General features: G+C 60.7%; 18 protein-coding genes and 1 pseudogene. 11 read left to right on the forward strand and 8 right to left on the reverse strand.

What is annotated here, in order from left to right; translation table 11 throughout:
- Window positions 1-287: 287 nt before the first annotated feature.
- The 4 genes from rpsT to NKH49_RS04020 form a co-directional block, all read right to left on the reverse strand.
- A complete protein-coding gene (gene rpsT, locus NKH49_RS04005; RefSeq protein ID WP_023676922.1) occupies window positions 288-554 on the reverse strand; it encodes a 30S ribosomal protein S20 in 267 nt (88 codons plus the stop codon).
- Between the two features lie 160 nt (window positions 555-714).
- Window positions 715-1488: an enoyl-CoA hydratase gene (locus NKH49_RS04010; protein ID WP_352613893.1), complete on the reverse strand. Its 774-nt coding sequence runs from the start codon at window positions 1486-1488 to the stop codon at window positions 715-717.
- 24 nt (window positions 1489-1512) lie between these two features.
- Entirely contained in the window at window positions 1513-2403 is an 891-nt protein-coding gene (mutM, locus tag NKH49_RS04015) for a bifunctional DNA-formamidopyrimidine glycosylase/DNA-(apurinic or apyrimidinic site) lyase (RefSeq protein WP_352613894.1), read from the reverse strand.
- Window positions 2396-3637, reverse strand: a complete 1242-nt coding sequence (locus tag NKH49_RS04020; RefSeq protein WP_352613895.1) for a phosphopentomutase — start codon at window positions 3635-3637, stop codon at window positions 2396-2398. The genes mutM and NKH49_RS04020 overlap by 8 nt, the downstream gene beginning before the upstream one ends.
- 160 nt (window positions 3638-3797) lie before the next feature.
- Here NKH49_RS04020 and NKH49_RS34900 point away from each other — a divergent pair.
- Window positions 3798-3926, forward strand: a pseudogene (locus NKH49_RS34900) (phosphate/phosphite/phosphonate ABC transporter substrate-binding protein); the annotation flags it as partial.
- 101 nt (window positions 3927-4027) lie between these two features.
- Here NKH49_RS34900 and NKH49_RS04025 read toward each other — a convergent pair.
- From NKH49_RS04025 to NKH49_RS04035, 3 genes are all read right to left on the reverse strand, one after another.
- Complete coding sequence (locus NKH49_RS04025; RefSeq protein ID WP_352470083.1) at window positions 4028-4648, reverse strand: TadE/TadG family type IV pilus assembly protein; 621 nt, start codon at window positions 4646-4648, stop codon at window positions 4028-4030.
- A 30-nt stretch (window positions 4649-4678) separates the two neighbouring features.
- The gene (locus NKH49_RS04030; RefSeq protein ID WP_352613896.1) at window positions 4679-5239 is read right to left on the reverse strand and encodes a TadE/TadG family type IV pilus assembly protein; all 561 of its coding nucleotides are present in this window, start codon (window positions 5237-5239) and stop codon (window positions 4679-4681) included.
- Between the two features lie 151 nt (window positions 5240-5390).
- Window positions 5391-5813 carry a pilus assembly protein N-terminal domain-containing protein gene (locus NKH49_RS04035; protein ID WP_352613897.1) on the reverse strand — a complete coding sequence of 141 codons (423 nt, stop codon included), beginning with the start codon at window positions 5811-5813 and terminating at the stop codon, window positions 5391-5393.
- A 342-nt stretch (window positions 5814-6155) separates the two neighbouring features.
- On the opposite strand from NKH49_RS04035, the gene NKH49_RS04040 reads away from it, so the two are divergent.
- The 9 genes from NKH49_RS04040 to NKH49_RS04080 all read left to right on the forward strand — a co-directional run bounded on the left by NKH49_RS04040 (window position 6156) and on the right by NKH49_RS04080 (window position 15216).
- Window positions 6156-6326 carry a Flp family type IVb pilin gene (locus NKH49_RS04040; protein WP_023676929.1) on the forward strand — a complete coding sequence of 57 codons (171 nt, stop codon included), beginning with the start codon at window positions 6156-6158 and terminating at the stop codon, window positions 6324-6326.
- A 149-nt stretch (window positions 6327-6475) separates the two neighbouring features.
- On the forward strand, window positions 6476-6994 hold the full coding sequence (locus NKH49_RS04045; RefSeq protein WP_352613898.1) for an A24 family peptidase: 519 nt from the start codon (window positions 6476-6478) through the stop codon (window positions 6992-6994).
- A 189-nt stretch (window positions 6995-7183) separates the two neighbouring features.
- Window positions 7184-7999: a Flp pilus assembly protein CpaB gene (gene cpaB, locus NKH49_RS04050; protein WP_023676931.1), complete on the forward strand. Its 816-nt coding sequence runs from the start codon at window positions 7184-7186 to the stop codon at window positions 7997-7999.
- Window positions 7996-9522: a type II and III secretion system protein family protein gene (locus NKH49_RS04055; protein ID WP_352613899.1), complete on the forward strand. Its 1527-nt coding sequence runs from the start codon at window positions 7996-7998 to the stop codon at window positions 9520-9522. The genes cpaB and NKH49_RS04055 overlap by 4 nt, the downstream gene beginning before the upstream one ends.
- 14 nt (window positions 9523-9536) lie before the next feature.
- Entirely contained in the window at window positions 9537-10271 is a 735-nt protein-coding gene (locus NKH49_RS04060; RefSeq protein ID WP_352448620.1) for a CpaD family pilus assembly protein, read from the forward strand.
- A gap of 55 nt (window positions 10272-10326) precedes the next feature.
- On the forward strand, window positions 10327-11610 hold the full coding sequence (locus NKH49_RS04065) for a CpaE/TadZ family protein (RefSeq protein WP_352621909.1): 1284 nt from the start codon (window positions 10327-10329) through the stop codon (window positions 11608-11610).
- Window positions 11611-11639: 29 nt separating this feature from the next.
- Window positions 11640-13148 carry a TadA family conjugal transfer-associated ATPase gene (locus tag NKH49_RS04070; protein WP_352613901.1) on the forward strand — a complete coding sequence of 503 codons (1509 nt, stop codon included), beginning with the start codon at window positions 11640-11642 and terminating at the stop codon, window positions 13146-13148.
- A gap of 29 nt (window positions 13149-13177) precedes the next feature.
- Window positions 13178-14191: a type II secretion system F family protein gene (locus NKH49_RS04075; RefSeq protein ID WP_023676935.1), complete on the forward strand. Its 1014-nt coding sequence runs from the start codon at window positions 13178-13180 to the stop codon at window positions 14189-14191.
- 8 nt (window positions 14192-14199) lie between these two features.
- Window positions 14200-15216, forward strand: coding sequence for a type II secretion system F family protein (locus NKH49_RS04080; RefSeq protein ID WP_023676936.1), 1017 nt, complete (start codon window positions 14200-14202; stop codon window positions 15214-15216).
- A gap of 116 nt (window positions 15217-15332) precedes the next feature.
- Here the strand turns inward: NKH49_RS04080 and NKH49_RS04085 are convergent, their stop codons facing one another.
- A complete protein-coding gene (locus tag NKH49_RS04085; protein WP_352470190.1) occupies window positions 15333-16154 on the reverse strand; it encodes a tetratricopeptide repeat protein in 822 nt (273 codons plus the stop codon).
- Between the two features lie 122 nt (window positions 16155-16276).
- On the opposite strand from NKH49_RS04085, the gene NKH49_RS04090 reads away from it, so the two are divergent.
- Entirely contained in the window at window positions 16277-17641 is a 1365-nt protein-coding gene (locus NKH49_RS04090) for a leucyl aminopeptidase family protein (RefSeq protein ID WP_352613902.1), read from the forward strand.
- Window positions 17642-17705: the final 64 nt, after the last annotated feature.

Consider the following 17705-nt stretch of genomic DNA (forward strand, 5'->3'; position numbering starts at 1 on the left):
ACAGCCAATTGCCGCCTATCGGCCACAGCCGATGTGAACAAGCTGTGGATCACCATCGGTAAGCCTCTGAAAAAAAACAGTAATCTGTGACGCTCGGAAATTTTCGCATTGGCGGTTTCGAAGGCTGCGAATATCAGCGGGTATGTATACGCCGGCAAAGCATTTCGAACTTTGAAATGCATGCGGGGCGCCATTTTGCGGGCTTTCTTTTAAGTACTTGCCGGCAAACGAAAAAAACCCGGCGCGATTGGCCGGGTTTGAAGAAGCGCAGTTCAGGAAAAGATATATTAGGCCGACAGCACCTTGACCCGTTGGGCCAGCCGCGACACCTTGCGCGATGCCGTGTTCTTGTGCACCACGCCCTTGGTCGCGGCGCGCATCAATTCCGGCTCGGCCACCTTGAAGGCAGCCTGTGCGGCCGCCTTGTCGCCGGCCGCGAGCGCCTCTTCGACCTGGCGGATGTAGGTCCGGACGCGGGAGCGGCGGTTCTTGTTGATCGCTGCGCGACGGGCGATCTTGCGCGTTGCCTTTTTGGCCGAGGAGGTATTGGCCATGGTGCCTCTCTTCTGATCTGGTGGGCGCTTGCGGGATACCGCAGGGCGCAAAAAACAAACGGGCAGCCACAGGGCCGCCTCGGTTGGTGCGGCTTATAGTTCAGCTTTTCCGGCGCGTCAACGCTGCAGCGCTTTCTTTTTGACCGGCGCCTTCGTCATCTCATCGGTTCGTGAAATTCGGCTTCCGCTTGCCGCTGAAGGCCGCCATGCCTTCCTTCTGGTCATCCAGCGCAAACAGCGAATGAAATAGCCGGCGCTCGAACCGCAGACCCTCGGTGAGCGTCGTCTCATAGGCGCGGTTGACGGCCTCCTTTGCCATCATCACCGACGGCAAGGAAAAACCAGCGATCTTGGACGCTGCCTTAAGCGCTTCCTCGATCAACTCGCCGGCTGGCACCACGCGCGAGACAAGGCCGGAACGCTCGGCCTCGGATGCGTCCATCATTCGACCCGTCAGGCACATATCCATCGCCTTCGACTTGCCGACAAAGCGGGTCAGGCGCTGCGATCCGCCCATGCCGGGCATGACGCCCAGCGTGATCTCGGGTTGGCCAAACTTGGCGGTGTCGGCGGCGATGATGAAGTCGCACATCATCGCCAGTTCGCAGCCGCCCCCCAGCGCATAGCCCGCCACTGCCGCGATGATCGGCTTTCGTGCCCGCGTAAATTCCTCCCAGCCGACGAAGAAATCCTGCAGATAGGCATCCACATAGGAGATGGACTGCATTTCCTTGATATCGGCACCTGCCGCGAAAGCCTTTTCCGAACCAGTGATGACCATGGCGCCGATGTCGGCATTGGCGCCCATGCTATTCACCGACGCGACCAGTTCCGCCAGCACTTGTGAATTCAGCGCGTTGAGCGCCTGCGGCCGGTTCAGCGTAATCAGCCCGACCTTGCCGCGGGTTTCGACGATGATGGTTTCATAGCCCATGCTTTGCTCCTCCTCGGTTCTGGTTCAAGCCTGACAGGCCCGGCAGTGGAAGGTCGAACGACCGCTTTGCACGATACGCTCGATGTGGCCGCCACAACCAGGCTTGGAGCAGCCTTCCCCCTCGCGATCGTAAACCGCGAAGGAATGCTGGAAGTAGCCCAGTGATCCATCGGTCTGCATATGATCGCGCAACGACGAGCCGCCGGCGGCGATCGCATCGGCGACGACCGAGCGGATTGCTTCGGCCAGGCGTTCGCTTTGCTCTTTGGCTTTCTTGCCGGCTCTCGCGAGGGTGCCCGCTTCGCGCAGCGGCGACAGGCCGGCCCGCCAAAGCGCTTCCGAGACGTAGATATTGCCTAGCCCGGCAATCAGCCTCTGGTCCAGAAGTGCCGCTTTCAGCGGTGACTTGCGACCTTTCAGCAACGAAGCGAGCAGCGCGCCGTCCAGTGCGTTGCCTGTAGGCTCGACGCCTAATCCCGCCAGCATCGGATGCATGTCGGGCTCGCCTTCCGAAAACAGCATGAACCCGAAGCGGCGCGGGTCGTTGAAGATCACGCGAGAGCGGACGCCGGAAGGGGATGCGATGTCGAAGACGACGTGATCGTGAGCAGTGTTTTTCGAGCGTTCGTGGTGGAACGCGCCGGGCGTTGCGCTCTCGTCGGCCGTTTCGATGCGAAACGAACCCGACATGCCGAGATGGCAGATCAGAACCGGGCCGTTGTCCATGTGCATTGTCAGATATTTGGCACGGCGGCCGAGCGCCGCAATCGTCTTGCCGGTCAGCCGCTCCGAAAATCTCTCGGGGAACGGAAACCGCAAATCCGGCCGGCGTGCCTCGACACCGACAATGCGGGCACCTTCAAGGGCCGGCTGCAGACCGCGCCTGACTGTCTCTACCTCCGGCAGCTCAGGCATGGCCACCTATCGTGGCATGGAAGGAGGTGCCGTGACGGCCGCGCGCCAGCCCGAGATGTTCGGCCACGGTTTCGCCGATGTCGGCAAATGTTGTCCTCAGTCCGATGTCTGCGCCTTTGAAACCCGGCCGTGTCCCGATAATCGGAATACGCTCGCGCGTGTGGTCGGTGCCGCGCCACGTCGGATCATTGCCGTGATCGGCGGTCAAGATGAGCAGATCGCCTGGCCTCAGCCGTGCGAATGCCTCGGGCAGGCGCCGGTCGAAAGCTTCGAGTGCGGCGGCATATCCCGCAACGTCGCGCCGATGCCCGAACTCGGTGTCGAAGTCGACAAAGTTTGCGAAGACGAGGTCGCCGTCGCGGGCGTCTTCCATGGCACCAAGCGTTTTGTCGAACATCGCCATGTTGCCGGCAGCCTTGCGGACTTCCGAGATCCCCCGATGGGCGAAAATGTCGCCGATCTTGCCGATCGCGATAACCCGGCTGCCGCGCGCCGTCAGCCGGTCGAGCAGCGTCGGTTCCGGTGGCGGTACGGCATAGTCGCGACGATTATGCGTTCGCTCGAACGTGGCGGCGGTTTCACCGATAAACGGCCGCGCGATGACGCGGCCGATATTCAGCGGATCGACGAGCCTGCGCACCAGTTTGCAGAACTCGTAAAGCCGTTCCAGGCCGAAATGAACCTCATGCGCGGCGATCTGCAGGACGGAGTCGATCGAAGTGTAGCAGATCGGCTTGCCGGTGCGGATATGGTCTTCGCCGAACCGTTCGATAATCTCGGTGCCCGGAGCATGGCAATTGCCGAGGATGCCAGGCACCTTCCCTTCACGCACCATTGCTTCGGTCAACTCGGCCGGAAAGGCAGGAATCTTGTCTGGGAAGTAACCCCAGTCGAAACGGACCGGCAGGCCGGCTATTTCCCAATGGCCCGATGGCGTATCCTTGCCGCTCGAAACCTCTTGGGCCGCGCCGTGAAAGGCGGCGGCAAGCGGTGCACTGCCGGCATTCTCAAACCTGAAACCCGTTGCCGTTGCCGCGGCCTGGCCGAGACCGAGCGCGAGCATGTTTGGTACAAGAAGGGGTCCGGCACGCAGGCCTTCGCGGTCGGCGCGGCCTTCTGCGCAGGCCCGCGCGATGTGTGCGAACGTATTGGAGCCGGTGTCGCCATAACGTTCGGCATCGGCCGCGCCGCCGATGCCGAAGGAGTCGAGGACAAAAAGGAAGGCGCGTGCCATCGAAAGGTTCATCATTGCCTGTGTGTTGGCTCAGACATAGGGTTCCGCGCCGCCATTGGCAATTCGGAAACCCAAACAGCACGGCTTGGCGTGCTGGTCCCGGAGAGACGAATCGCGGCATGGTCGATCTGCGGATGGAAATGCGCGGCGCGGAGCTCGCATGAGGCTTGCCCTGACAGCATTCGCCACCGTACTGGCTTTGCTGCTGGATGCGTCTTGCACAAACCTGGCGCGAGCCGATTGGCGCGATGTTATCAGAACGTTCCGTATCGGTATCGTCGCCGAACCGTTGCCGGTCGAGGGACTATGTGCTGGCTGCAGCCATCGTGCGTCTAGTCTCGGCCCGCGGTCGCAAGCAATAGCAACAGACCGGTTAGCGGGCTTCAGGCGTCAGCAATCGCTGCACGGAATGGTCGGGCTCCTGCGCGGCCGCAGATAATAAGTTTCCGCCATCGATATCGAATTGAAGACCGAGCTCAACCCGAACCGGCTTTGGCCGTCCGCCGACCAGGTAATGATTGGCTTGTAGGCGAGATCGCTTTCGACCCGGATGAGGAACGTGCCTTTGATCTTGAGCGCGCTAGGGACCGTTGTGGTGGAATCCTTGACCGCGTCGACGCTAGAGACGCCATCGACCAGTTTGCGCGACCACACGACCAGGACTTTCGGCGTCGTCTCGTTCGTCACCTGTATCGCCGTGATAATGATCTTCGGTTTCGAGCGGTTGTAGGGCTGGAGCGTGGAACTGCCGATCGCCATGATGGCATCGACATCGGCCGCCTTGACGGTCTGCTGCTGCGTGACGAGGTCCGCTACCATGCTGCCGATGCGGCTGACCTTCTTGCTGGTCTCGATGGCTTGCGAGGCCTCCATTGTCATAAAGTACATGATCAACAGGATAGGCACGATGAGGGCAAACTCGACAGCCGCAATACCGCGGCGGTCCGAGCAAAGTCGGACTGCTCTTGTACAAATCCCTGCGATGCCCAGCTGTGCCCCCGCACGAATCATGGCTTTGCCCTTTTCAAGCGACTACGTGGTTCAGTTGTCGAACGGCTCGTTCTGCCAAGTGATCGAAGCAAAATGCAGCGTTTTGCCGTCCTTCAGGTTGGCCATCGATTTGGCCATGAAGTCGGTCATCACCGGCCATTTGTAAAAAACACGCAGCATGTTTCTCGACTCCGCCAGGCCAGGTGCGACGGTGAAGGTCTGTGTGCTCGTGCCTTTGGTCAGCACGACGTCGCCATCCTGGACCTTGAAACCGGCCAGCGCCGCATCGGCGAAGGTCGGATATTCGCGCAAGTCCACCAGCAATCCGGGACAGGTCTTGGCGACCATGATCTCCAATTTGGTGCAGATCATATCCCGCAGCTTGGTGCCGGACACATCGGTCGGTCTTAATTGGCCGGTACGCAGCTGGCGCGCGATGTCGTCGGTTGCGTTTGCCATCACTTCCTGTGCGGCAAAAGAAATGCAGCTCTCCAGGATGGCGAAGACAAGAAGCGCGAAAGGAATTGCAAGCATGGCGAATTCGATCGCCGTGCTTCCGCGGCGGTCGCCCAAAAACCGTCTTGGAGAACCTGCTCGTCCTGCCTTGCTCATGTCCGCTGCCCGCCGATGCCGCTTCTGTATCGGTCCACCCTTAGTCGGAACCGATTGAAGTCCGGTTGGAATGACCGTTAAATTCAACGGGAAGGCCTTAACCCGGCGATAACCGAAGCACGTTCCCGCCAAAGACGGAGACGTCGGCTAGCTAATGCACGGCGCTCATTTCGGCTTCAGAGGCCTTCTCGGCATCGCTCTTATACGAGCTTTCGCAATATGGCGCACAGGACATGGTCTGTACTTCGGAACGCCGATAGATGCGCACCGACGACGCTGCCTGGCGCACGACGGTTATTTGCTCATCGACGATCGGATTGCCCTGCTGGTCGAGGACGACGAGATTGGTGACGCCAAATCCCTTGCCGGTCAGTACGATCGTCGATGCGTCCTGCACGGAGGCGTCGGCGATCGCCGGATTGCCGACGACAATCGTATCGGCGGCGCGCGACAATTTGATGATCTTTGCCTGGTTCATCGTCACCTCGATGCCGGCGCCGGCCTTGGCTGGAAAGGCGAAAGCCGCTGCGGCAAAAAGCACGGCAACTGGAAATGATGATCTCGGCCCGGCCATTGAGGCGCCCCCTGGCAAACTGTTCAACGGAACATGAACGAGATTGGTGAACCAACCGTTAAGCGGCTGGAATTCAGAATCAAGCCGGAACCGGCATTGGGTCTAGCCGGCACGGCTGAAACGTCTTTGCCGAATTGCGCCTGTTGCGCCTTTTGTCGGCCGGGGCCCTGGCGGCGGGTATTTTAGTTCTGGGTTAACCACGCAATGTCGTCGAAGCGGGAAAGGAATCGGTAAGCCTGTTTATTAAGCCGATTGAAACAGCTTCTCCTTAGATTCGCAGTATCCGATCAGCCACCAAGAGAAGTTGACGGAAGTGCTGTAACAATTGGAGTAGGAGCTCGAATGTCTAACCTCATCGCACGTTTTGTGAAGGACGAATCCGGCGCGACCGCTATCGAATACGGTCTGATCGCCGCTCTTATCGCACTCGCCATCATGGTCGGCGCCGGCCAGCTCGGCAACTCGCTGAACGCCAAGTTCACCGCCATCTCCACTAAGGTGAACGGTAGCTGACCGTAACGGGTTCGCTTGTTCTGAAATAAGGGCCGCCGCACTGGCGGCCCTTATTTAGTCCTGGTATGAATTGAAATTTGCGCCTCATCAGTCGTTAGTCGAATAGGATTGGGTTGGGGGCCAGATGCAATTGGGTCATAGGCGCGCCGATGCTTGAAGCCGTGATCTTCGTCGTATTTCCGTTCTGCATGCTTTTTGCCGCGATCTCCGACATGCTTTCGATGACGATCGCCAATCGCGTGCCGGTGTTGCTTGTGGTCGTCTTCGCCTTGGTTGCGCCTTTGACCGGTATGGACTGGGCCACCTATGGCTGGCATTTCGCCGCCGCCGGCCTGGTTCTCGCGGTGACGTTCGGCCTGTTCGCGCTGGGCGGCATGGGCGGCGGCGACGCCAAGCTTCTGGCTGCCACTGGCATGTGGATGGGACTGAACATCCATCTCATCGAATACCTCGTCGCCTCGACATTCATCGGCGGCCTGCTGACGCTAGCCATCCTCGCCTATCGAAAATCGCCGCTTGCCGCCGTCACAAGCCATAATCCGTTCCTGCGCCATTTCGCCGATGAGGCGACCGGCGTTCCGTACGGCATCGCGCTTGGCATTGGCGGTCTGCTCACCTATTCCGACTCGCCATTGATGGCCTGGGCACTCACCAGGCTGGCGGGCTGAATTTCACTTTACGCGGTTGGCGCCGAGCAGGCGAGTTGGCCACGTTTTCCTTCGGGCCGGGCTTGTCGGTCCAATTTATATAAACGTTAAATTAATCACGATCGTAAGTATAACATTAACCTTGTTTTGACGATTGCCGCTGCAAAGTCCCGCTTGGCTACGTGGTTTGCCAAGGCGAGGTTCGGACAGATGCCAGCATCCCGATTGATTATTCTGAGCGTGGCGATAGCCGCGGCCGGTGGTGCAGGCTATGTCGCGAAGAACATGGTCGTGGCTCCGCCGCCTCCGGTTGTCGATTCCGGTCCTCAGGCGCCGGCGATCGCGCTGCAGGATGTGCTTGTTCTTTCCGGCGACGTTCCGATGGGCAGTCCGCTTGAAAACAACATTTCCTGGGAGTCATGGCCGTCCGCAGGCATCAACGCAAATTTCATCACCCGCGCCGCCGAGCCTGAAGCGCTGGACAAGCTGAAGGGCGCCGTCGCTCGCGTGGCGCTCTACGCCGGCGAGCCGCTGCGGCGCTCGAAGCTGATCGGTGAAGGGCAAAGCTTCATGTCGTCGATCCTGCCCTCCGGCATGCGGGCCGTTGCCACAAGCATCTCGGCCGACACCTCGGCCGGTGGCTTTATTCTTCCCAACGATTTCGTCGACGTCATCATGACCCGCCGAGCCGATCCCGCCAATGGCGGTGGTCCGGGCTTCACGACCGAAACTATCCTGAAGAACATTCGCGTCCTGGCGATCGACCAGACCATTCAGGAGGACGAGGAAGGTAAGAAGACCAGGGTTGGCCAGACCGCCACCCTGGAACTGACGCCGCAGCAGTCCGAGATCATCACCGTCGCACAGCAGATGGCGGATCGCCTGACATTGGCGCTGCGCTCGATCAAGGACAGCCAGGACAAGAATGTGGGCGAAGCCGATTACCTGGTTTCCGGCAATGGCCGGCGCGGAACAGTGCGGTTGATCAAGTCGGGCGAAGTTTCCGAAGTGGGGGCAAGGAAATGAGGCTAAAAACCAAACTGCCGCTCATCCTGGCTGCGGCGATCGGCCTGTTTCTCCTTGGAACGAATGCATATGGCATTGTCGATGCCAGTGCGGCGGGCAATGCCAGGGTGACGGCTTCGACCGCCACCCAGCGGGTTAAGCTCGGACTGAACAAGTCGGTGGTCATCGACCTCCCGAGCGATGCCTACGACATTCTCGTCGCCAACCCCGCTGTAGCCGACGCGGTGACCCGCACCGCCAGGCGCATCTATCTGTTTGGAAAGGCGGTCGGCGAGACAAATATCTTCGTCTTTGGCTCGAATGGCGAGCAGATCGTCAGCCTTGACCTAGCGGTCGAACGTGACGTCGCCGGGCTGGAGGATTATATCAAGCGCTTCATCCCGTCATCGGAGGTCAAGGTCGAGTTGCTGAACGACAACGTCGTTCTGACCGGAACCGTGGACACTCCTCTGGACGCCAAGCGCGCGGCCGATCTGGCAACTATTTTCGTGTCCGGCGGCGAGGCAACCACGGGTCAATACTCGCAGACCGCTGCCGGCGGTTCGGCTGAAGCCGGCGTCGCGATCGATAACCCGGATGCCGAGCGCCGCGTCAGCAAGATCGTCAACCTGCTGCAGATCATCGGCGACGACCAGGTGACGCTGAAGGTGACGGTCGCGGAAGTCAGCCGCTCGGTGATGAAGCAGCTCGGCGTCAACATGGTGGGCAACGGCAGCAGCAACGGCATCAGCTGGGGCGCGGTAAGCGACAATTTCACTGGTTTGGGCAAGTCGCTGTCGAACTCGGGCCTCTCTATCGGGAGCTCGACGCTGCAGGCCTACATCAATGCCATGGAACAGTCCGGTGTCATGAAAACCCTCGCCGAACCAACATTGACGGCCGTATCCGGCGAGAAGGCGACCTTCAAGGTTGGCGGCGAATACAACATGGTGACCAGCGTTTCCCAAGCCGTATCAAACGATAACCAGACCGGTCTGAAGACGTATTCGGTCGAGAAGATCGAATACGGCATTGGCCTGGAATTCCAGCCGGTGGTGCTGTCTCCCGGCCGTATCAGCCTGAAAGTCAGAACCTCGGTTTCCGAGCCGACAACGGAGGGATCTGTGTCTTTGTCCGAAGGCGTAACGAGCCCGGGCATGAATGCCCTGTCGCTCCGCAAGCGCTTGGCCGACACAACAGTGGAACTGCCTTCGGGCGGCTCGATGATGATTGCCGGCCTTGTCCGCGATGATCTCAGGCAAGCTGTCAACGGCTTGCCCGGTCTGACAAAGATTCCAGTGCTTGGCGCGCTGTTCCGCAGCAGGGATTTCGTTCGCAACGAGACCGAGCTCGTCATCATCATTACGCCCTATCTGGTGAAGCCGGTGGCGCGCAACGATCTTGCCAAGCCGGATGACAATTTCAACGCCGCCAGCGATGGCGCCGGCATTTTCCTTGGCCGCGTCAACCGTGTCTACGGCACCATGCAGACCAACAAGCCCAACGGCCGTTACCACGGCGTTGTCGGCTTTATCTACAAGTAAGCGGGGAAGCGGTCATGTCTAAGGCAACATCGAAGGCACGGGCGATCACCGCGACGCGGTCAGTCCATTCGCGAATCTGGCGGCCGGCCGTTCCCATTATGGCGATCGCGGTGGCGGCATTGCTGGCCGGCTGCGCCAATCGCGACAGCGTCACGGTGGGTGCCATACCGGACGATTATCGCACCACCCATCCGATCGTCATAGCTGAGAAGATACAGAAGATCGACCTTCCGGTCGGCGCCGGCGACCGTGGCATGACCAGATCCCAGCGTGACACGCTCCTGGGCTTCCTGGACGGATACGACAGGAGCGCGGCTCCGGTGCTGACGATCGAGATTCCGAGCGGCTCAGCCAACGAAATCGCAGCGGCCGCGGCCGGCCGCGATTTCGCCAGGCTGGCCATAGCCAGCGGCATCAGCCGGAAGCGGATCGACATGCGGTCCTATCAGTCTGTTTCGGCCGAAGCGTCCGCACCGGTTCGTGTTGCCTACGTCTCGGTGAAGGCTCAGACGGATAAATGCGGGCGCTGGCCCGAAGACCTGCTGCAGACTTCGGAAAACAAGCACTATGCCGATTTCGGCTGTTCGTATCAGAACAACCTGGCTGCCCAGATGGCCAATCCGTCCGATCTGATCGGGCCACGCAAGCCGACGCCGATCGACGCGGAAAATCGCGGCGCGGTGATCGACGTCTATCGTGACAGAGGTATTTCGGACGAATTCCTCGGCAATTCGGAAGTCGAATATTAACGAGTGTTGAGGCTCAACAAACCCTAAGCCGCGCAAGTCACGGAAAGTGATGACAATGAGCAATCTTGCCTATGACACAGAGGTACCGGGCGGCGAAACCTCGGAGCAGGATATTGCCGCGATGCAGGCGTTGCGGCCGATCCCGCGCATTTCGATCCAGGCATTTTGCGAGACCGAAGGCGTAGCCAATCCGGTCGAGCGCGCCGGCGAGGATCGCCGCATGGCCAAGGCCCATTTGAAGGTGCATATGGGGGGCATCCCCACCGCTATCGAATTCTATCAGTCGGCGCCGACGCCGAACCTGATCCTGCTTGAATCGCGCAGCGAGCCGAAGCTGTTGCTGGAACAACTCGCCCAGCTCTCCGAGCATTGCGACCCGACCTCCAAGGTGGTGGTTGTCGGCCACTACAACGATGTCGGCCTGTACCGCGAACTCATCCGTTCGGGCATTTCCGAGTATGTCATCGCGCCCGTATCGATGGCCGACATCGTCAGCGTGGTGTCTTCGATCTTCGTTGATCCGGAAGCTGAGCCGATCGGCCGCTCGATTGCCTTCATCGGCGCCAAAGGCGGCGTCGGCTCCTCGACCATAGCCCATAATGTGGCCTGGGCCATGTCGTCCCTTTTCAAATCCGAAGTGGTTGTCGCCGATCTCGACCTCGCCTTCGGAACGGCCAATATCAATTTCGACCAGGATCCGGCGCAAGGCATTGCCGAGGCAGTCTTCTCGCCGGAACGCGTCGACGAGGTCTATCTCGACCGGCTGCTCGCCCAATGCGCCGAGCACCTGTCGCTGCTTGCGGCCCCTTCGACCCTGGAGCGGGTCTACGATTTCGATCCAGACGCCTTCACCCAGCTTATCGACATAGCCCAGCGTAGCGCGCCGCTCCTCGTGCTCGATGTTCCCCACGTGTGGGCCGGCTGGACCAAGAACACGCTGGTCAAGGCCGACGAGATCGTCATCACGGCGACGCCCGAACTTGCCAATCTGCGCAACACGAAGAACCTGGTCGACATGCTGAAGCGGCTTCGTCCGAACGACCCCGCGCCAAAGCTTGTGATCAACCAGGCCGGTGTGCCGAAACGTCCTGAGATTACGCCGTCCGACTTCTCCGAATCGCTCGGCCTTTCGCCGATGTCGGTCATCCCGTTCGAGCCGCTTTTGTTCGGAAATGCTGCCAACAACGGACGTATGCTCGGTGAGATGGATGCCAAGAGTCCGGTTGTCGCCACGATCAACGAGATCGCCCATGTGCTGACAGGGCGCAGCGAAATCAAGGTGAAGAAAAAGGCTGGCCTCGGCAATCTGATCGGCAAGCTTTCGCGCAACAAGAAGTGATGCCTCAGCGGTGGAATTGGTAAGCGATCATGTTTGGTAAAAGAGGCAGCGACGACGGCAACCGGACCATTCCGGAATTCCGTCAGCCAGCACCCGCGCCTGCCGCGCCGGCGGCCGCGAACCCTGTGGAAGCGGCTGTAGCTGCCAGGCCGGCGGCGCTGCCGCCATCCGGCGCGCCTGCCGCGCCGGCGGTTCGCCGTGCGGTCGAGCCGCCGCCATTGGCGCCGGAGCCGAAAAGTATCCAGCGCCAAAAGAGCGAAACCTACTACGACACCAAAAGCCAGGTCTTCGCCGCACTCATCGATACGATAGATCTGTCGCAGCTCGCCAAACTCGATCCCGAAAGCGCGCGCGAGGAAATCCGCGATATTGTCAACGACATCATCGCGATCAAGAATTTCGCGATGTCCATCGCCGAGCAGGAAGAGCTTCTCGAGGATATCTGCAACGACGTTTTGGGCTACGGGCCGCTGGAGCCACTGCTTGCCCGCGACGATATTGCCGACATCATGGTCAATGGCTCCAAGAACGTCTACATCGAAGTCAACGGCAAGGTCGAGCAGACCGGCATCCGTTTCCGCGACAACCAGCAGCTCCTCAACATCTGCCAGCGTATCGTCAGCCAGGTTGGCCGCCGCGTCGATGAATCAAGCCCGATCTGCGATGCGCGTCTTCCTGATGGCTCCCGTGTCAACGTCATCGCACCGCCCCTGGCTATCGACGGCACCGCACTTACCATCCGCAAGTTCAAGAAGGACAAGCTGACGCTCGACCAGCTGGTCAAGTTCGGTTCGATTTCTCCGCAAGGGGCCGAGATTCTCAAGATCATCGGGCGTGTCCGCTGCAACATTGTCATCTCGGGCGGTACCGGCTCAGGCAAGACGACGCTGCTCAATTGCCTGACCAACTATATCGACCGCGAAGAACGCGTCATCACCTGCGAGGACTCAGCTGAGCTGCAATTGCAGCAGCCGCATGTGGTGCGTCTCGAAACCCGTCCGCCCAACCTCGAAGGCGAGGGCGAAGTGACCATGCGCGACCTGGTCAAGAACTGTCTGCGCATGCGCCCCGAACGTATTATCGTCGGCGAAGTGCGCGGACCCGAAGTGTTCGACCTGCTGCAGGCGATGAACACCGGCCATGACGGCTCGATGGGAACGATCCACTCGAACAGCCCGCGCGAATGCCTCAACCGCATAGAGTCGATGATCGCCATGGGCGGCTACACGCTGCCGCAAAAAACCGTGCGCGAGATCGTCGTCGGCTCCGTCGACGTGATCATACAGGCTGCACGCCTGCGCGACGGATCGCGGCGTATCACCCACATCACCGAGGTAATCGGCATGGAAGGCGACGTCATCATCACCCAGGACATCGTTCTCTATAACATCAAGGGCGAGGACGCGAACGGCAGGCTGCTGGGCGAGCACGTGTCGACTGGCATCGGCCGTCCGCATTTCTGGGAGCGCGCCCGCTACTACGGTGAGGAGCAGCGCCTCGCGGTCGCGCTCGAGGCGATGGAGAAACGCGCTGATTGATCCGTCTGGAAGCGTGGGGGCCAGGGTCGATGTTCGGAATTGACGGCACCGTATTGGCATTCGTCGTGCTCGCCGGCTTCAGCGCCGGCGCTGTGGCCTATGCTTTCCTGTTCAACCGGATCAGCACCGAGAAGCAGGTCGGCAAGCGGCTTGAATCGATCAAGACCGCCGAGACGGATCGTTCCGTCGTCAAGGCGTCGCGCGATCGCGTGGCGGAAGCGGCCAAGCGTCGCAAGTCCGTCCAGGATTCGCTGAAGGATCTCGATCAAAAGCAAAAGTCCAATCAGAGCCTGGTCAAGAAACCACCGCTGAAGATCCAAATCCGCCAGGCCGGCATGAAGATCTCGCTTGAGCGCTTCTATGTCTACTCGGCGGTCTGCGGCGTCGTATTGACGGCTCTTGTATATTTCATCGGCGCACCGTTGCTGGTCTTGCCGGCTGCGCTGCTGGTCGGCGTCTTGGGTCTGCCCCGCTGGTTCGTCTCGTTTCGCCGCGCGCACCGCGTCAAGGCGTTCCTCAACGAATTTCCGAACGCGCTCGACATCATCGTGCGTGCGGTAAAATCCGGCCTGCCGCTGAACGACGCCGTGCGTCTGATCGCCAACGAATCCCCCGAGCCGGTCAAGACCGAGTTCCGCCGCATAGTCGATTCGCAGCAAATGGGTTTGTCGATCCCTGACGCGGCCATGCGCATGCCAGAAACGATGCCGTGCACCGAGGCGAGCTTCTTCGGCATCGTCATCCAGATCCAGTCTCAGGCCGGCGGCAATCTTTCCGAAGCGCTGGGCAATCTTTCGCGCGTGCTTCGCGACCGCAAGAAAATGAAAGCCAAGGTCCAGGCATTGTCCATGGAAGCCAAGGCATCCGCCGTGATCATCGGCGCGTTGCCTTTCGTCGTCGCCTTTCTCGTCTATTTGACGAGCCCGAACTACATCATGCCCCTCTTCATCACCAGCACCGGCCATCTGATCCTCGGTTGTTCCGGCATCTGGATGTCGATGGGCGTCCTGGTAATGCGCAAGATGATGAATTTCGAAGTCTAGGACCCGTTATGACCGATCACGTCATCAGAACTCTCACCGACCCGTCCCTGCTGATCGCACTGCTGGTCGGCATCGCGGTGTTTGCGACCGTCTTCACGCTGCTGCCCGCTTTTGGCGGGAACCAGCTCAAGGCGCGCATGAAATCCGTAGCGCTGGAGCGCGATGAGCTGCGCGCCAAGCAGCGCGCGCGGCTGGCAGTCGAAGCCGACCGCCGCCGCAAGGGCCTGCGCGAAGAACAGTCGGTCGGCATGCGCAATATTGTCGATCGCCTGGATCTCAGGCGTGCGCTGGCGGATGAAGGTACCTTGCAGAAATTGAAAGTGGCGGGTTTTCGCGGGCAAAATCCGCTGACGCGCTTCCTTTTCTTCCGTCTCGTCCTGCCCTTCATCGGCTTTGCATTGGCGGCGATGTATCTGTTCGTGCTCGGCGGATTGCCCGAGCAGCCGCTTTTCGTGAAGCTGTTCGTGTGCATCGTGGTAGCCTATGCGGGATTCTACGCGCCGGTGCTCTACGTCAACAACCGCGCTACCAAGCGCAAGCAATCGATTCAGATGGCGTGGCCGGACGCGCTCGACCTGTTGCTGATATGCGTCGAGTCCGGCATGTCGGTGGAAGCGGCGCTTCGCAAGGTCGCCGATGAGATCGGCGCGCAATCGGTGGCATTGGCGGAAGAATTCATCCTGACAAACGCCGAGCTTTCCTATCTGCAGGAGCGCAAGCAGGCCTACGAGAACCTTGCAAGCCGAACTGGCCTGGAATCCGTCAGGTCGGTGTCCCAGGCGTTGGTTCAGGCCGAGCGCTACGGCACGCCCGTGGCGCATGCATTGCGGGTGCTTGCCAGTGAGAGCCGCGACATGCGCATGAATGCCGCCGAGAAGAAGGCGGCCGCGCTGCCGCCGAAGCTCACCGTGCCGATGATCCTGTTCTTCCTGCCGGTGCTGTTCGCCATCATTCTGGGTCCCGCCGGCATCCAGGTGAGCCAGCGCGGCATCTTTGGCGACCAGCCGAAATCAAGCAGCGAGTAGCGCCAGCGGCGTTGCCAGAAACGCTGATACGATTCAGAGCCACGCTGCCGGTGCAGCGCGGCTCTTTGCGTTAGACATGTTGCGGAATTCGCGCGCCGGTTCGGCGCTCGAAGCGGTCAGTTGGTGGCGGGCTTTGCCTTGTCCTGGTCCTTGAGCTGGCTCCAGGCATTCTGCTGCGCCAGCATCTGGCGAAGGTAAGCGACGTTAGCCTGCGCCTGATCCGGCGACAGCTCTTGCGAGGCGATCTTCTCTGCCTCGTCGAAACGGCCTTGCAGACCGACGACCAGCGCAAGGTTCTGGCGGACGCGGCTGTCTGCATTCGGCTGCTGGGCGGCTGAGCGCATATAGGTTTCGGCTGTGCGCAAATCACCTTCCAGCACGTACGACATGCCGAGATTGGAAAGGATCGACGGTTCGTTCGGCCTGAGGTCAAGCGCCTTGCGATAGCCTTGGCGAGCCTCGTCCTTCTGGCCGAGCTGGTCGAGAATAGCAGCTTCCGCCGATACCAGTTTCCAGTCAGGATATTCGGGCGTCTGGGCGCGGCGCACGGCATCGAGTGCCGGCTCGAACTGTCCGTTGGCGGCAAGCGCCTTGCCATAGGCGGCGAGCACGTCGCGATCCTTCGGCAAGGCGATCGCCAGCTTGCGCATCACCGCAAGCGATTGGTCTGCGTCGCCGTCCATCTGCAGCGCCGCGGCATAATTTGTCGCGATCCGCTTGTCGCTGGGGTTTTTCGAATAGGACTGGCCGAGCGCCATCGTAGCGTTGTGCAGTTCGCCCGCCGACATTGTTTCCAGCGGCTTGCCGCTTGGACGAGAAATCGAGCCAGTCGTCAATTTGCTGGTTCCGCAGCCGGCGACGCCTGCAGCAAGCACCATCATCAACGCCGTGGTGATCAGCCTATTTGCGCTGGCGTTCATCCTGCGGTTGGTCGGCATCGGCACCAGGGCTCCGTTCATGCGCGTGACCATTTGCGAGGTCATCTTTCCTCCCGCAGAAATATTCTGTTAACCCTAACGGAGAGTTAAGAAACGCCGACTCGGAAGCCGGAGGCCAGCGAATGCCTGTCGAACTCGTCGAGAAAGAATTGAGCAATGCGCTGCCGGTCCATCTGGTGGCGAAGGATGCTCTGGCGGCGGCGGGCCTTGCGCCATCCTCGGTCGCCTGGGCCAAGGCCAACGGCTTTTCCGGCGAGGCCGGCAGGACGCTGATCATGCCTGGCGACAACGGCGCGATTGCCGGAGCCCTGTTCGGCACCGGTGATGGCGAGGGCGCACTGGCCATCGGCGCACTAGCGAGAGCCTTGCCCGCAGGCGAGTGGCATTTTGCGTCCGCACCGGCCAAGCCGGAGCTTACGGCACTCGCCGTGGCGCTCGGCGGCTATGTCTTCACCCGCTACGGCAAGAAGCCAGGCAAGACGCTTCGCCTCGCGCTGCCGGCAGGCACCGACGCCGCCCGCATCCGCCGCCTCGCCGATGGCATTTTCCTGGCGCGCGATCTGGTTAACACGCCGACCAGCGATATGGGCCCCGGGCAGTTGGAAAAGGCCGCCCGGACCTTGGCCGCGACGCACAAGGCCGAAATATCGGTGACCAAAGGCGACGATCTTCTTACCGCCAACTTTCCGATGATCCACGCCGTCGGTCGGGCTTCTGCCGACGCGCCACGCCTGATCGACATGATTTGGGGGCCGAACAATGCCCCCAAGATAACGCTGGTCGGCAAGGGCGTCTGCTTCGATACAGGCGGTCTCGACATCAAGCCGTCCTCGGGCATGCTTTTGATGAAGAAGGACATGGGTGGCGCTGCCAACGTGCTGGGTCTCGCTTCCATGATCATGGCCACCGGGTTGAAGGTTCGGCTGCGCGTGCTCATCCCGGCTGTCGAGAATTCGATAGCCGGCAACGCCTTCCGGCCAGGCGACGTGCTGGTGAGCCGCAAGGGCATTACCGTCGAAATCGGCAACACCGACGCCGAAGGACGGCTGGTGCTCGCCGATGCCCTGGCCTTGGCCGATGACGAAGAGCCGCAGATGCTGGTCGATATGGCAACGCTGACAGGCGCTGCCCGTGTTGCGCTCGGTCCCGACTTGCCGCCGTTCTATACCGGTGACGAGACGCTTGCATCCGAGCTGGCGGACGCCTCCGTTGCGGTCGAGGATCCGCTATGGCGGATGCCGTTGTGGAAGCCCTATGACGCCAAGCTGGCGTCGAAGGTGGCCGACGTCAACAACGTCACGCCGGACGGTTTCGCCGGCTCGATCACCGCGGCGCTTTTCCTGAAGCGCTTCGTGGAAAAGACCGCCGGCTGGGCGCATGTCGACATCTTCGCCTGGAACCCGTTCGACCGCCCGCACGGCCTTGCCGGTGGCGAAGCGCAAGGCATCCGGGCGCTGGAGCAGGTCATTTCGAACCGCTACGGCTGATTCTCGGGCATAGCCGACGAAGGTTATTGACTGAAACGGAACCGAAACAATTTTCCGTCATGCT

The organism is Mesorhizobium sp. M1088 (assembly GCF_040318575.1).
GTDB lineage: Bacteria > Pseudomonadota > Alphaproteobacteria > Rhizobiales > Rhizobiaceae > Mesorhizobium.